This is a genomic window from Bifidobacterium asteroides, from assembly GCF_003202695.1.
GTDB classification, from domain to species: Bacteria; Actinomycetota; Actinomycetes; order Actinomycetales; family Bifidobacteriaceae; genus Bombiscardovia; species Bombiscardovia asteroides_G.
On record NZ_QGLL01000008.1, the window covers coordinates 123,597 to 139,372 of the forward strand.

Below are 15,776 nucleotides of genomic sequence, written 5' to 3' on the forward strand. Positions count from 1 at the left end.
CCGGACCAAAAAGGGCGACGACCCGATTGCACCCACTATTAGTAGGAGAAGGCCGGGACGGCCGCCCCACGGTAGTAGCGGTTGATGGCATCAGCCACATATCGGCTGTGATAGGCGGAGACCAGGGCCTTGTATGCGGAGTCGTTTCTGTCGGCCTGCCTGGCCACGATGATGTTGACATAGGGGTGATTAGCTGGCGATTTCAGATCACCGGGCACCTGGTAGATGGCATCCTGGATTTTCATGCCGGCATCAAGGATGAAATTGGTGTTGGTGATGCCGGCCGCATAGTCGGGCAGGACCTTGACGATTCCCGGTGGATCGACCTGGTCCAGGACCAGCCCACGCGGATTGTCGACGATGTCCTCTGGAACCGGCGTGGTGGCCTTGGGGTCCCGCAGACCGATCAGCCCGGCGCTGGCAAGCACCTTTAGGGATCGACCCAGATCGATGGGATCACTGGGTATGGCCAGACGCTCGCCATAGCCAATCTGGTCAACGCTCCTGTACTTCTTTGAGTAGAGGTTGAGGGGTGAGATGTAGGTGTCGCCGATGGCTGCGAACCGGTACCCGTGCTGCTTGGACTCCTGCTCCAGAAAGGCGTAGTGCTGGAAGGCATTCAGGTCGATCTCCCCGTTGGACAGCGCCTGATTGGCGTAGCGCCCATATTGGAAGGAGCGGAGCTTGATTTTTATGCCGGCCCGGCGCTGGTCCAACTCGTGCTGAACGGCCTTCCAAATCTCTTCATCGGCATCGCCCACCAGGCCGATGCTGATCTCCCGCTGGCCGCGTTCGGGCTGGTTGACCTTGACATAGGCCACGCCCATCAGGACGGCGACCACCAGGATGACGACCGAAACAGCCGCCAGCTCTCGCTTGGCCCTGGTTCTTCTGGTGCTCATATCCGTCCTCCTTCATTGATAGAACCTACCGCATCAGGAAACCTTGAAGGCCGGCAGGCAGGCGCCCTTGTAGACCCGAACGATGGTGTCGGCCACGGGCTTGGAATGATAGGCGCGTACCACTGCGGCGTAGGTGGGGTTGTCCCGCTGATCCTTGGTGGTGACGATGATGTTGATGTAAGGCTTATTTGCCGGGTTTTGCAGATCGTAGGGAACCTCGTGGATGGCATCATGCACGCTGCGACCTGCATCGACCACGAAGTTGGCATTGGTGACCCCGCCCGCATAGTCGGGCAGCAGATTGAGGATGCCGGCCGGATCCACCTGCTCGATACTCAGATGCTTGGGATTGTCCACCACATCCTCGGGCAGCGGGTTGGTGGCCTTGGGGTCGCGTAGACCGATGAGTTTGGCATCGGCCAGGACCTTCAGGGCACGGCCCATGTTGGTGGCGTTGTTGGGGATGGCCACCCGGTCGCCGTCCTGGAACTGCGAGGGCTTGGCATAGCGCTGCGAGTAGAGGTTCATGGGCGAGATGTAGGTATTGCCAAGCACGGCCAGCTGGTAGTGGTTGGTCCTTACATCGTCCTCCAGGTAGGCATAGTGCTGGGCTGCGTTGAAATCCACCTCGCGGTTGGACGTGGCCTGGTTGACGTAGATGGCATCCTGGAAAGGCTTGAGCTCGATCCTGATGTGCTCACCCCGCCGATCCAGCTCTGCCTGGACGGCCTTCCAGATCTGATCGTCCGAACTGCCGATGACGCCGACCTTGACCACCTTGACATCGGCACCCACCTGGTTCAGGCGGACATCGGTACCGACCACCAACGCCAGCAGGAGGACGATGACCAAGCTGAGCGCCGCCAGCTGGACCTTGGCTTTGTTCTTTTTGCCGACGCGACTACGACCGACCACGATAATCTGACCTTTCCCGGGTTGCTCAGTGTTCGACGACCTCGGCCAGAAGCCGGCCGAACAGTTCGATCAGGGCGATGAAGATGACCAGCACAATGATGGTGGCAATGGTCACGTCGTTCATGGACCGCTGGTAGCCCAGACGGATGGCGAAGTCACCCAGCCCGCCGCCGCCCACGATGCCCACGGTGGCGGTCTCGCCCACCAGGCTGACGATGGTGATGGTAGTCACCCGGATGATGGAGGGGATGCCCTCACGCAGGTAGACATGCCAGATGATCTGCCAGGTGGTCATGCCCATGGACTCCGCCGCCTCGACGTACCCAGGATCCAGACCGGCAAGAGCCGACTCGATCTGCCGGGAGAAGAAGGGGGTAATGCCCACGACCAGCGGGAAGATCGCCCCCTTGGGCCCGATGGCTGTGCCCATGAGCATCCTGGTCACCGGCACCAGGGCTGCTGCCAGGATGATGAAGGGGATGGAGCGAAAGAGGTCGATCAGCTTGTCCAGAATGGTGAAGACCAGGCCGTTGCGACGGATGCCGTCACGTCGGCTGATGATCAGTCCCACCCCGATGACCAGAGCCAGCAGGAAGGAGATCACCCCGGAGACGCCGACCATGACCAGGGTCTGAACCATGCTGCTGAAGAACTCCGGCAACCGGCTCATAACGTTGGGGAACCAGGTGGTAAGCAGGGACGTCATGACTTGAGAACCTCGATTCCGATGCTGCGCGAGCGCAGGTATTCCATGGCCTGGCGGATATTTTCAGCGTCGCCGCCCACTCTGACCACCAGACCGCCCAGGGGCGCCCCCTCCACCACATCGATGTCGCCAAAAATGATGTTGACATCCAGGTTGTAGCGACGGCTGATGGTGGAGACCAGAGCCTCGGATACCTCCTTGGAAACATAAGACATGCGCATGAGGATCTGTCCGGGCTCCAGGGCCACCAGGGGCGAATCGGCGGCCATCAGATCCTTGACCTTGTCCAAGTTGGAGGTGGTGGCCACGAAGGATTTGGTCAGCTGGGCCTTGGGGTCTGCAAAGACATCAAAGACCCGGCCCTGCTCCACGATGACACCCTGGTCGATGACTGCCACCCGGTTGCAGATCTGGCGGATGACCGACATCTCGTGGGTGATCATGACCACCGTGATGTCCAGCTGGTCGTGCAGATCACGGAGCAGCTGAAGAATGGAGCGCGTGGTGGTCGGATCCAGTGCGCTGGTGGCCTCGTCGCTGAGCAGGATATCCGGCTCGTTGGCCAAAGCTCGGGCGATGGCCACGCGCTGCTGCTGTCCGCCGGAGAGCTCGGCGGGATAGTGGTCGGCCAGCTCAGTCAGTCCTACCAGTTTCAGAAGCTCGGAAACCCGGGCCCCTCGAGATGCGCGGTCACGGCCGCTCCCACGCAGAGGGAGGCCAACATTGTCGGCCACCGTCCTGGAGGGCATCAGGTTGAAGTGCTGGAAGATCATGCCGGTGCGACGTCTCAAGTCCCTCAGCTCGGCCGGAGCCAGATCCTTGACCTCGCGGCCACGGACCTTGACACTGCCCGAATCATAATCCTCCAGCCCGTTAATGCAGCGGACCAGTGTGGACTTGCCCGCCCCGCTCAGTCCAATGATGCCAAAAATATCCCCAGTCTCGACGGTCAGATCGATGTCGGCCAGTGCCGTCTTGTCTTCGTCGTCGTCGCTGTGATAGGTCTTGGTCAGGTGCTCCATCCGCACCGCCGGTGTCCGCTCGCTCACGTTCCCGCCTTCCCTGGTCGACTGCCTGACATGGTAATCGTCCCGACGGCCAGCGGACAAGAAGGCCTCTATAGATGTCGTTTATAGGCATGTATCCATAAACCGCATCATTGGTCTACGGGTGAGTGGCAGAATATGGCCATGAGCGCATCCGGTCAGCAGCGGATTATCAACACCATCAATCCAGAGGAGCGGCCGTTCGGCTCCCCTCTAGGGCCAAGACCCACACGAGTCCTTCTCCTGGGAGCTGGCGAACTCGGCCGCGAGATCGCCATCAGCCTGATGCGACTGGGGGCTTGGGTAGGTGCAGCAGACTCCTACCCTGGCGCACCCGCCACACAGGTGGCCCATGCCGGCTACCAGGTGAAGATGAGCGATCCGAAGGCTCTGGAGGACCTGATCGAACAGGTCCAGCCTGATCTGATCGTGCCCGAAGTGGAGGCCATCGCCACCGATCGCCTGGCCAGCGCCGCGGACCGAGGCATTCAGGTAGTGCCTGCAGCCCCTCTTGCGGCCATGTGCATGGACCGCAGAGCCCTGCGCGTCTTCGCCCACGAGCAGGTGGGCCTGCCTACCACTCCCTACCGTTTCGCCGACTCCCCCGAAGAGCTGGCCAGTGCGGCGGACCAGGTGGGTTACCCCTGCATGGTCAAACCCCTGATGAGCTCCTCCGGCCACGGGCAGACCCTGGTAAGAAGCAGCCGAGGATTGTCCCAAGCCTGGAATTCGGCACTGACCCAGGGCCGGGCAGCTACCAAGCACCAAGGCAAGGCCGAGGTCATCGTGGAGGCCCTGGCCCCCCTGGCCCATGAGCTGACCGTTCTGACTGTGGCCTCCTCTGCCGGAGTGGCCACTTGCATGCCTATCGGACAGCGTCAGGAGGACGGGGACTACAGGCTCTCCTGGCAACCGGCGGATCTGAATCCCGACATCCTGCAGCAGGCCCGGAACATGGCAACCCGGCTGGTTCAGGCCATGACATCCCTGGCCCGCCAGAGCGCCGAAACGGGTTGGGGAATCTACGGAGTCGAGATCTTCGTCCTGCGCGACGGCTCGCTGCTCTTCAACGAGGTGGCTCCGCGCCCGCATGACACTGGCATGGTGACTATGATCTCCCAGCGGCTCAGCGAGTTTGATCTTCACGCCAGAGCCATCCTGGGCATTCCCGTTCATCAGGAGGATCTGGCTCTGAATCTGCCGGAAGGCACATGTGCCGTCAGCCGACCCATCCTGGTCAAGGGGCAGGGGCCGGTCAGTTTCGAAGGCTTGCCGCAGGCCCTGGACCACCCTGGCACTGATTTGCGCATCTTCTCCAAGCCCGAAGCACATGGTCTACGACGCATGGGCGTGGCGCTGGCCTTGGGGCCGGACCTGCAGACTGCCACCGAGCGCGCTGATGCCGTGGCCAGCGATTTGAAACCCCGAGTAGGCGCGGGGATGTAACCTGCGCTTGCTATGGTGGTCGTGTCCCAAGCAGTGCAGAAGTTTCCAATTCGCAACAAACTCGAGGAAGGCGAACCGTGGAAAAGTTGGGAATGCGCTATCAAGGCAAGGCCAAGAAACTGTACGAGACGGATGATCCGGACATACTCTGGGTTGAGTACACTGACCAGGCCACCGCGGGGAACGGGGCCAAGAAGGCCAATATCGAAGGCAAGGCCAGACTGAACAACAGGATCACCACGGTGATATTCTCCTTGCTGGCCCGTCGGGGCATCCCCAGCCACTTCGTCCGCAGCATCTCCGACACCGAGCAGCTCAACCGCCGGCTGGACATGTTCCCCCTGGAGATCGTCATGCGCAACCGGGCTGCAGGCTCCTTTGCCCAACGGTACGGGGTGAAGGAAGGCACTGCCTTGAAACAGCCGGTGCTGGAGTTCTTCTACAAATCAGATCCCCTGGAAGATCCATTTATCAACCGGGACGACATTCTGGCCCTGGGACTGGCCACTGAGCAGGATCTGGACATCATCGCCGCAAAGACCCGGGAGATCAACGGGGCGCTGACCGGCATCTTCCGCGCCATCAACGTGGAGCTGGTGGACTTCAAGATCGAAATGGGCAAAACTGGATCGGGCATCATCCTTCTCGGCGACGAAATCACCCCCGACACCTGCCGGCTCTGGGCGATCGGCAATAATCATGACGGCCAGGTTACCCACCTGGACAAGGACATCTTCCGCAGGGACCTCGGCAGCATCATTCCGGCCTATCAGACCATTCTGGACGGACTGACCGAATTGGAGGAGCGCGAAAGCCAACCGAACAGCTGATCGGTCGACCCGGAAGCGAGCATATCGCCTCCGGGTTTTTCATTGGTCCCCAACCAGTCCATCGCGAAAGGATCCACTGTGCTCTTCCGTGTCTATACCGAGAAAAAGCGGGGCTTTGACCAGGCCGCCGACAGGCTTGCCGAACAGCTGCGCACCCTGCCGGGAGTACAAGGGCTCACCGGCCTGCGCATGATCAACCGCTACGATCTGGAAGGAATCGACGAAGACCTCTTCAAACGCTGCCTGCCCACGGTCTTCGCTCAGCCCCAGACTGATCTGGTGTCCACCCAACTGGAGCAGGCCCTGCGCATGAAAAGCGACGAAGACCTGCCGTCGCTGGACTCCCCCAGGCTCTTCGCCGTGGCTCCTCTGCCCGGTCAGTTTGATCAGCGAGCCGACTCCGCAGCCCAGTGCGTCCAGCTGGTCGGCCAAGGCGCCCGCCCCTTGGTGGCCACGGCAACCGTCTATCTGCTCCATGGTGACTTGGATGTCCAGCAAATCGAAACCATCCGCAATTACCTGGTCAATCCGGTCGATTCACGGATAGTGGGGCTGGAACAGCCTAAGACCCTGGCCATGCCTGACGAGGATCCGGATCCAGTGCCTGTATTAAACGGTTTCCGCAATCTGGACGATCCTGAACTGGAAGCGCTGATCGGCAAGCTGGACCTGGCCATGGATCTGCCTGACGTCCGCTTCTGCCGAGACCACTACCGCCAGGAAAAGCGTGATCCCACCCTGACTGAGCTCAAGGTGATCGACACCTACTGGTCCGACCACTGTCGGCACACCACCTTCAACACCAGGCTGGAGAGAATCGAGGCGGACAACCCCCGAGCTCGCGCCACGCTGGAGCGTTACCGGGCAATCCGCGCTGAACTGGAACGCCAGGACCGCCCGGAATGCCTGATGGACATGGCCACCATTGGAGCCAAGTATCTGCAGAAGCGTGGCATTTTGAACGACCTGGACCAGTCCGAAGAGGTCAATGCCTGCACTATCCGGACCAAGGTCGACGTGGACGGCCAGGACCGCGACTGGCTCTTCCTCTTCAAAAATGAAACCCATAACCATCCGACAGAGATCGAGCCCTTCGGAGGCGCAGCCACCTGCATCGGCGGAGCCATCCGCGATCCCTTGTCCGGAAGGGGCTACGTCTACCAGGCCATGAGGGTCAGCGGTGCGGCAGATCCCCGTCAGCCACTGGATCAGACTCTGCCGGGCAAGCTGCCCCAGAGCCGGATCATCCGTCAGGCAGCCGATGGCTACTCCTCCTATGGCAACCAGATAGGGCTGGCCACCGGGCAGGTTCGTGAGATCTACCACCCCGGCTATGCGGCCAAGCGGATGGAGGTGGGTGCTGTGGTGGCCGCCACCCCGGCCGACCATGTGATCCGCCATCGGCCTGCACCCGGCGATCTGATCATCCTGGTGGGCGGGAGGACCGGCCGCGATGGAATCGGCGGCGCCACAGGAGCTTCCAAGTCCCAGGACGAACAGAGTCTGGAACGCTGCGGGGCCGAGGTGCAGAAGGGCGATGCCCCTGAGGAGCGCAAGCTCCAGCGCCTCTTCCGCCGACCAGAGGCAGCCAGGCTGATTGAGCGTTGCAACGATTTCGGAGCCGGCGGTGTGGCCGTGGCCGTGGGCGAGTTGGCGGACGGCCTGAAGGTGGACCTGGACCGGGTGCCACTCAAGTACCAGGGGCTGGACGGGACCGAAATCGCCATTTCCGAGAGCCAGGAACGCATGGCTGTGGCCCTGGCGGCCAAAGACGCACCCGCCTTCATCGAATATGCCCGTCAGGAGGACCTTGAGGCCACTGTCATCGCCAAGGTCACCGAAGAACCCCGACTGCGGATGATCTGGCGATCAGAAACCATCGTAGATATCCCCCGATCCTTCCTAGGCTCTAATGGCGCCCCTCATAAGGCCGATGCCCATGTAGCGGTTCCTGCTCCCTACCATGCTCCCTTCGAGGTCCAAGGCAGCTTGGACGCACGCATGAGGGCCCTGCTTACAGACATCAACGTCTGCTCCCAGCAGGGTCTGGCCGAGCAGTTCGACTCCACTATCGGCGCAGGCACCGTCCTCATGCCTTTCGGCGGAGCCCGACAGCTGACTCCGGCCCAGGCCATGGTCGCCAAGCTGCCGGTGGACGGACACACCACCACCGCCTCGGCCATGACTTGGGGATTCAACCCTTGGATAAGCAGTCGGGATCCATACGCCGGCGCCTACCTAGCCGTGGTCGAAAGTTTGGCCAAGCTGGTCGCCTCTGGTTTCAGCCGTTCCCGGGCCCATCTGAGTCTGCAGGAGTACTATCCAAAGCCCGGCGACGACCCCAGGCGCTGGGGTCTGCCTGTGGCCGGCGTCCTGGGCGCCCTCCAGGCTCAACTGGACCTGGCAGTGGGCGCCATAGGCGGCAAGGACTCCATGTCCGGCAGTTTCGAGGACCTGGACGTGCCGCCCACCCTGATCAGCTTCGCCGTGTCCCTGGGACAAGTCAAGGATGCGGTCTCCCCTGAGTTCAAGGCCGCGGGCCGTCGGATCTATCTCTTGGCACCTGAATACCAGAAGGAAGGATTGCTGCCCGATCCGCAGAGTCTGCGAACAGTCATGGACCAGGCGGAGACGCTGATCAGCCAGGGCCTGGTGGATGCTGTAGCCACTCCGGGCTACGGATGCATCGCCCAGTCCCTGATGGAGATGTGCCTGGGCAACAGGATCGGACTGGATCTGGCGTCAGACACCGTTATATCGGCGCTCTTCCGCCCAGCCTATGGAAGCTTCATTCTGGAGACCTCAGGTCCAGAGCCCCTATTCATTCAGGATTCCAGCCTGCATTTGCGTCTCCTGGGACACACCAGCCAGAATTACCGTCTGCGCTGCGGCGGCGAGGATCTGGACCTGGCAGAGCTTGAGGAAATCCGTGCCAAGGGTCTGGAAGGCATCTTCCCATACCGAGGCCAAGGCGACCCGGTGCCGACTATCGGTCGCACCGACCGTGAGTCCGGCAGGCCTGCAGCGCACAGAACCAAGGGGGCTTTCCATACCGCCCGACCGAAGGTGGTCATGCCCGTCTTCCCCGGCACCAACTGCGAGTTCGACTCCACACGAGCCTTCCATGACGCTGGAGCTCAGGTGGATACCGTGGTCATCCGCAACTTGAATGCCGACGACGTGACCGAGAGCTCCCGCCGCCTGGCCCAGGCCATCCGCAACAGCCAAATACTCATGCTGCCCGGCGGCTTCTCCGGCGGCGATGAGCCCGACGGTTCGGCCAAACTAGTGGCATCCTTCCTGCGCTCGAACCAGGTCGCGGATGCCCTCCAGGAGCTTTTGCAGGACCGGGACGGGCTGATTCTGGGCGTCTGCAACGGCTTCCAGGCTCTGATCAAACTGGGCCTGGTTCCCTACGGCAAAATCGTCACGGGCTCGTCCGAGGACCCCACTCTGGCCGTCAACGCCATCGGCCGTCATCAGAGCCGTCTGGTCCACACGCGGATCAGCTCTACTCGCTCACCCTGGCTGAGTACCTGCCGGGTGGGTGATATCCATACCATGCCCATCAGCCACGGCGAAGGACGGTTCGTGGCCAAGCCCAGCCTCCTGCGCACCCTGATCGAGCGAGGGCAGGTGGCAGCCCAGTATGTAGACGAACAGGGCCGCCCCTCCATGGATCCGTTGGTCAACCCCAATGGATCAGCCATGGCTGTCGAAGCCATCACCAGCCCGGACGGCCGAGTGCTGGGCAAGATGGGGCACACGGAACGCAGCGGTCCCGACCTGTATCTGAATGTGCCGACAGGCCCCCTGCAGCCGCTCTTCCAGTCGGGAGTGGACTACTTTGCCGCCTAGAGGAAAGGACATCGACCATGTCGTTGGAGCTTGAGGGCATCCACGAGGAGTGCGGGATCTTCGGGGTCTGGGGCCACCCCGACGCCGCCCGGCTGACCTACTTCGGTCTGCACGCCTTGCAGCACCGCGGCCAGGAGGGCGCCGGCATCGTTTCCAACGACCAGGGGCACCTGATCGGAAGGCGGGGCCTGGGCCTTCTGACTCAGGTCTTCCCGGACGAGTCCAGCCTGGCGCCGCTGACCGGCGACCGAGCCATTGGCCATGTACGCTATGCCACCACCGGTTCAGGATCCATCGAAAACATTCAGCCCTTCGTCTTTCGCTTCCATGACGGAGACATAGCCTTGGCGCACAACGGCAATCTGACCAACTGCAACAGTCTCAAGGCGCAGCTGGAGGATCAGGGAGCCATCTTCCACTCCAACTCCGACACCGAGGTGCTCATGCACCTGATCCGCCGCAGTCCTGAACGGGACTTCATGGCGGCGCTCAAGCAGGCCTTGCGCCAGGTCCATGGCGGCTTCGCATACCTGCTCATGACCGAGAACGCTATGATCGGAGCCCTGGATCCCAATGGTTTCCGTCCCCTCTCCCTGGGTCAGCTGCCCGGAGGGGCCTACGTCCTGGCCTCCGAAACCTGCGCACTGGACCTGGTCGGCGCAACGTTGGTAAGGGATATCGGCCCTGGCGAAATCGTCCGCGTGGACGACTCGGGCTACAGCATCGAGCGCTATACCGATCACACCTGCCTATCCATCTGCTCCATGGAGTTCATCTACTTCGCCAGACCCGACTCGAATATTTATGGGATCAATGTCCACTCGGCCCGCAAACGGATGGGGGCCAGGCTGGCCCATGAGGCCCCGGTGGACGCAGACATGGTCATCGGCGTACCCAACTCCTCCTTGTCCGCAGCCTCAGGCTATGCCGAAGCGGCAGGGCTGCCCAACGAGATGGGGCTGATCAAGAACCAATACGTGGCACGCACCTTCATCCAGCCAAGCCAGGCCATGCGCGAACAGGGTGTCAGAATGAAACTGGCTGCTGTGCGCGGAGTCGTGGCGGGCAAACGGGTTGTGGTGATCGACGACTCCATCGTCCGAGGCACTACCTCGCGCAGAATCGTCCATCTGCTTCGTGAAGCCGGGGCGAGCGAGGTGCACATGCGAATCGCGTCCCCGCCCCTGCGTTATCCCTGCTATTACGGCATCGACATTCAACGGACCTCTGAACTGATCGCTGCCAAAAAGTCTGTAGAGCAGATCAGAGAAACCATTGAGGCCGATACCCTGGCCTACCTGAGTCTGGACGGTCTGGTGGATTCTATCGGCCTAGGCCGGGAAGCGCCATACCAGGGACTTTGCGTGGCCTACTTCAACGGAGACTACCCCACGCGGCTTGACGACTACGAGCAGGGCTTCCTGGCCTCGCTGACCCAAGAGGACCGGGCCCGGCTGGAAGCCTCCAAGGGATCCTATGGGCTTGACATGCCTGCAGGGGCGGGGCAGAAGAACAGACCTATGAGGACTAGCGAAGAGCTGGACAGACAGAGCAGAGAAAGGGGCATCCATGCCGAAGGCATATGAACAGGCTGGAGTATCGGTGGAGGCCGGATACGAACTGATCGACAGGATCCGCTCCCACACGGCCAGAACCCGAAGGCCGGGCGCCGGTGACATCGGCGGCTTCGGCGGCGACTTTGATCTGTCTGAGCTCAATTACCGACAACCGGTCCTGGTCTCAGGCACCGATGGCGTGGGCACCAAGCTGATGGTGGCACAGGAAGCTGGTCGCCATGACACCATAGGCCAGGACTGCGTGGCCATGTGCGTCAATGACATCATCGCCCAGGGGGCCGAGCCGCTGATCTTTCTGGACTACATTGCCTGCGGACACAACGATCCGGCTCTGCTGGAGCAGGTGGTCAAGGGCGTGGCCGACGGCTGCGTCCTGGCCGGGGCTGCCCTGGTAGGCGGGGAGACCGCCGAGATGCCCGACATGTACCAGCCCGACGAATACGATCTGGCTGGATTCACCGTGGGTGTGGTCGAACGTAAGTCCCTGGTGGACGGATCTGCAATCAGCGAGGGCGACCAGCTGATCGGCCTGCCTTCCTCGGGCGTCCACTCCAACGGCTTCTCCCTGATTCGCCAGGTCCTGCTGGATCAGGGAGGCATGAAGCTGGAGGATAGGCCCTACCAGCTTGGGGGGCGAACCCTGGGAGAGGAGCTGCTGACCCCCACCCGAATCTACGTCAAGGCCCTGCGCCCGCTCTTTGCCTCTGGCCTGCTCAGGGGCGCGGCACACATCACTGGCGGCGGCTTCGTGGAGAAAGTGCCCCGGATCCTTCCAGAGGGACTGGCCGCCAGCTTCGACCTCGATGCCTGGAAGGTGCCGCCCATCTTCGCCATGATCGAAGAAATGGGCGCAGTCAACCATCTGGAGATGTACAACATCTTCAACATGGGCATTGGGATGGTTCTGGTGGTTTCCTCTGACCAGCTGGACCAGGCTCGCGCAGTCCTTGATGAGGAGCAGGAGCCCTACGCCCTGATCGGGCGGGTAATACGTGCTCAAAACGGCCAGCAGGTCATCCTTAATGAAAATGGCCGTCAATAATATAGCGAGAGGAGCCCATCATGGCAGACAAGGTACTGGTCATCGGGTCGGGAGCCAGGGAGCATGTTATCGCCACCACTCTGCTGTCCGGTCCAGGAGTAGATCGGGTCTGGTGCGCCCCGGGCAACCCCGGCATGGAACCGGACGGCATCAGCCTGCTGCAATTGGATTCCTCGCAGCCTGAAAAACTGATCGCTGCAATACGCGAGCTGAGGATCGACTGGGTCTTCGTCGGACCAGAGGCTCCTTTGACGGCAGGATTGATCGACGACCTGCAGGCGGCCGGCATCCTCGCCTTTGGACCCACTAAGGCCGCGGCCCGCATTGAGGGATCCAAGGGCTTTGCCAAGGACCTTATGCGCAGGCATGGTATTCCTACCGCCGACTATGCGGTCTTCCATGACCTGGAAACAGCCAAGGCCTATGTGCGTTCGCACGGCGCACCCTTGGTCATCAAGGCTGACGGACTGGCTGCAGGCAAGGGAGTGACCGTGGCCGACGACCTTGACCAGGCCATGCAGGCTTTGGATGCCATCTTCATTGGTCATAAGTTCGGACAGGCCGGCGCCCAGGTTGTCATCGAGGATCGGCTGATGGGCCAGGAGTGCTCGCTCATGTGCTTTGTTCGAGGCGAGCAGTTCTGGCCCATGCCCCTTTCGCAGGACCACAAGCCCGCCTATGACGGGGATCGGGGTCCAAACACCGGCGGCATGGGTGCCTACTGCCCTCTGCCTCAGTTCGGACCGGAACTGACCAAAAAGGCTCTGGATACCATCGTTGCACCCATCGTCCGTGCCTTGGCCCAGGAAGGCTGCCCCTTCACCGGGGTCCTGTACACGGGGCTGATGGTCACTGACCAAGGCCCTCAGGTCATCGAGTTCAATGCGCGACTGGGGGACCCGGAGACCGAAGTGGTGCTGCCTGCACTGACCAGCGACTTGGGCACAGCCATCCGCACGCTGATGGAGGGCGGAGATCCGCAATTCACCTGGGACGACTCCCATAGCCGTCTGGGTGTGGTCCTTGCAGCCCAGGGCTATCCCGGCAATCCCAAGACCGGTGTACCCGTACCGCTGATCGCCCCGGAGCCGGACCTCAGAGCCTACTACGCCGGAGTGTCAGGCTCGGCATCAACTGGTCTGACATCCTCCTCAGGAAGGACCGCCCTGGTGGTTGCCCAAGGTGACAACCTGGCCCAGGCAGCCCGTCGAGTCTATGACCGGCTGAACGGATTGTCGATGCCAGGCCTCTTCTATCGGCACGACATCGGCCACCGCGGCCTGGAAGCCTAGTTGGCCGAGTTGGCCGAGCTCTCCCTGTCCTTGTCCTGGTTCTGCTCTTCCTGACGGGCCTGCTCCTTAGCCTGCTCCTTGGCCTGGCGCTCCATCTCAGCCTTCTGACGGGCGGCATCCGAGCGGCGGGTGGGAGTGGCAGTGAAGCCGGTCCCCTGCAGGTAGTGCTTGCCGGCCATGATGTCGTACTGAATCAGCTTGTAATCGTTCAGAAGCTGACGGGTGGCTCGGTCGAAGTCACGGGCATCCATGGGCCGGCCCTGGGCATCCAGATAGTTGGTCTGCCCTGCCGGGATCCTGTTCCAGTCCTGGATCTGGTTGGCAACCGGGGGCTCGATAGCGCTGATCTTATCGTGCAGCTGGGTCAGGAAGGCCGTGAAAGGCGAGACCTTGGCATCCATGTGCTCGGCCGCCTGGGCCTGGAAGAAGTTGGGCGAGGAATAGGCACTGTTGCTTACCTGTGCTCCCGAGGCATCCGAGGCTTTGTTGGACCAGATGAAGTAATCGGTCAGATGCAGGGCCAGGGAGTTGCGCTCATCCCAGCTTGCCGTTCCATAGATGCCAGGCAGGTGATCACCGTAGAAGACCACGGTGACCGGCTTGCTCTGCGCATCCAGGCTCTTCACAAAGTCTGCAGTGGCCTGATCGGTCAGACTGACACCCTTGGCATAGGTGCGGATGGATTGCACCTCATCATCGCCCAAGGGCATGTTGGGATCGGAGGAGTTGACCGAGAAGTTGTTATCGTCATACCAGTCGTTGTAGGGCATGTGGTTCTGCATGGTGATGACTTCGACGAACTGGTTGCCCTTGTCGTCGCCCATCTGCTCCAGGGCGGAGTCGTAGGCGGAGCGATCACCCACATACTGGCTGCGATCGATGCGGTCCTGGTGGGCTATCTGGTCAGGGCCTGTAAGTGAATAGAAGTGCGAGAAGCCGAACTTCTTATAGTTCTCAGCCCTGGAATACATGGAGGACTCGTAGGGGTGAAAGGCCAGTGATCTGGATGGCGCTCCCCAGGCCTGATTGACCGTGGGTATCCAGCTCAAGTGAGGAATGACCTGCTGATACGGAGAGGTCAGCGAAGGGTCGAAGTTGGCCATGGACAGGCCGGTCATGGCCTGGAACTCCAGGTTGGCCGTGCCCCCGCCATAGCCGGAGGAGAGCATGAGTCCGCTGGTGGTGCCCTGCTTGATGGATCTGATATGAGGCATGGGGTCCTGGTTGAGCGCAACGCCCGGCACGCGTGTGGGATCCGAGAATGACTCGGAGAGAACGTAGACCAGGGTCGACTCGTTCATATAGGACTTGCGGTCACGGTTGATGCTGTCCGCCGATAGCTGGTAGCGATGGGCCAGAGACTGCATAGTGGCACGGCTGTAGCCTGCGGGCTGGTCCATGACCTTGGGCCGCAGCTGCCGGGAGAAGGACACGAAGACCCCGTTGCGCTGGGCATCATAAACCGAGTCCCACATGGAGGGCTTGTCCCCCATGAACTGTGAGAAGCGGTAGGCGGGACTGCCGTAGGTGCCCACGGTGGACATGAACAGCGCCACCACCAGAACCGGGACCAGGACCCCCACCGTACGCAGCCCGGCGCCCAGCGGCTTGTTGCCAGTGGCCACCGGGCGGCCGCGACGGGCATCCATCCGTGTCACCACCCAGCAGAGCACTCCGAGAACGATCAGAGCCACGACTCCTAGCCCGATCATGAGCAGAGACCTGGCCGGCAGGAAGGAGACCAGGTTGGCCGCATCGGCATGGAGGAAATCCAGATCGGAGGGCAGGATGGCCTCGTAGCGGGCACGTACCTTGAAACGTTCGATGACCGCAATGACCGCACAGATGGCCAGGATCAGGCCCGATGCCGCCCAGAAGCGATTGGTCAAGCAGGCCAGAGCCAGGTAGACCAGGCCCACAGCCAGCATATTGAGCACCAGAACGAACCGACGCTGGGTCCACATGGCCGAGATGAAGCCCCAGAAGCCGATTAGCGGGTTGGACAGTTCTACACGGGAGCTGTTCAGGGAGACTCCCCACTGCAGGATGCCCACTGACAGGAAGTCAATCAGGATGAAGGCGAGCAGATAGACCCATCCACGCACCCGAAGACGTCCGGTCATGTTCTGCATCCAGGATGTCCACCGGCCGGGCTGACGCTT

11 protein-coding genes are annotated in these 15,776 nt (G+C 61.6%); 6 read left to right on the forward strand and 5 right to left on the reverse strand.

Annotated elements, in window-relative coordinates; genetic code table 11:
• Positions 1 to 38: 38 nt before the first annotated feature.
• The 4 genes from DKK75_RS05285 to DKK75_RS05300 are packed head-to-tail and all read right to left on the reverse strand — an operon-like array spanning position 39 to position 3,572.
• Positions 39 to 902 carry a MetQ/NlpA family ABC transporter substrate-binding protein gene (locus DKK75_RS05285; RefSeq protein ID WP_024626619.1) on the reverse strand — a complete coding sequence of 288 codons (864 nt, stop codon included), beginning with the start codon at positions 900 to 902 and terminating at the stop codon, positions 39 to 41.
• 33 nt (positions 903 to 935) lie between these two features.
• Complete coding sequence (locus DKK75_RS05290) at positions 936 to 1,817, reverse strand: MetQ/NlpA family ABC transporter substrate-binding protein (protein ID WP_110452408.1); 882 nt, start codon at positions 1,815 to 1,817, stop codon at positions 936 to 938.
• A gap of 25 nt (positions 1,818 to 1,842) precedes the next feature.
• A complete protein-coding gene (locus DKK75_RS05295; RefSeq protein ID WP_024626621.1) occupies positions 1,843 to 2,523 on the reverse strand; it encodes a methionine ABC transporter permease in 681 nt (226 codons plus the stop codon).
• Positions 2,520 to 3,572 (reverse strand): methionine ABC transporter ATP-binding protein, encoded by a 1,053-nt coding sequence (locus DKK75_RS05300; RefSeq protein ID WP_219997318.1) that lies wholly within the window; start codon positions 3,570 to 3,572, stop codon positions 2,520 to 2,522. Before DKK75_RS05300 ends, DKK75_RS05295 begins: the two co-directional genes overlap by 4 nt.
• A 135-nt stretch (positions 3,573 to 3,707) precedes the next feature.
• On the opposite strand from DKK75_RS05300, the gene purT reads away from it, so the two are divergent.
• The 6 genes from purT to purD all read left to right on the forward strand — a co-directional run bounded on the left by purT (position 3,708) and on the right by purD (position 13,614).
• Entirely contained in the window at positions 3,708 to 5,015 is a 1,308-nt protein-coding gene (gene purT, locus DKK75_RS05305; RefSeq protein ID WP_110452410.1) for a formate-dependent phosphoribosylglycinamide formyltransferase, read from the forward strand.
• 77 nt (positions 5,016 to 5,092) lie between these two features.
• Positions 5,093 to 5,845 (forward strand): phosphoribosylaminoimidazolesuccinocarboxamide synthase, encoded by a 753-nt coding sequence (gene purC, locus DKK75_RS05310; RefSeq protein WP_110452411.1) that lies wholly within the window; start codon positions 5,093 to 5,095, stop codon positions 5,843 to 5,845.
• A gap of 78 nt (positions 5,846 to 5,923) precedes the next feature.
• A complete protein-coding gene (locus DKK75_RS05315) occupies positions 5,924 to 9,703 on the forward strand; it encodes a phosphoribosylformylglycinamidine synthase (RefSeq protein WP_110452412.1) in 3,780 nt (1,259 codons plus the stop codon).
• 17 nt (positions 9,704 to 9,720) lie between these two features.
• The gene (gene purF / locus DKK75_RS05320; protein WP_258333168.1) at positions 9,721 to 11,289 is read left to right on the forward strand and encodes an amidophosphoribosyltransferase; all 1,569 of its coding nucleotides are present in this window, start codon (positions 9,721 to 9,723) and stop codon (positions 11,287 to 11,289) included.
• Positions 11,273 to 12,322: a phosphoribosylformylglycinamidine cyclo-ligase gene (purM, locus tag DKK75_RS05325; protein ID WP_110452413.1), complete on the forward strand. Its 1,050-nt coding sequence runs from the start codon at positions 11,273 to 11,275 to the stop codon at positions 12,320 to 12,322. The genes purF and purM overlap by 17 nt, the downstream gene beginning before the upstream one ends.
• A 20-nt stretch (positions 12,323 to 12,342) precedes the next feature.
• Complete coding sequence (purD, locus tag DKK75_RS05330; RefSeq protein ID WP_110452414.1) at positions 12,343 to 13,614, forward strand: phosphoribosylamine--glycine ligase; 1,272 nt, start codon at positions 12,343 to 12,345, stop codon at positions 13,612 to 13,614.
• Here purD and DKK75_RS05335 read toward each other — a convergent pair.
• On the reverse strand, positions 13,611 to 15,746 hold the full coding sequence (locus tag DKK75_RS05335; RefSeq protein ID WP_309146228.1) for a sulfatase-like hydrolase/transferase: 2,136 nt from the start codon (positions 15,744 to 15,746) through the stop codon (positions 13,611 to 13,613). The two genes, purD and DKK75_RS05335, sit on opposite strands and share 4 nt — an antisense overlap.
• Positions 15,747 to 15,776: the final 30 nt, after the last annotated feature.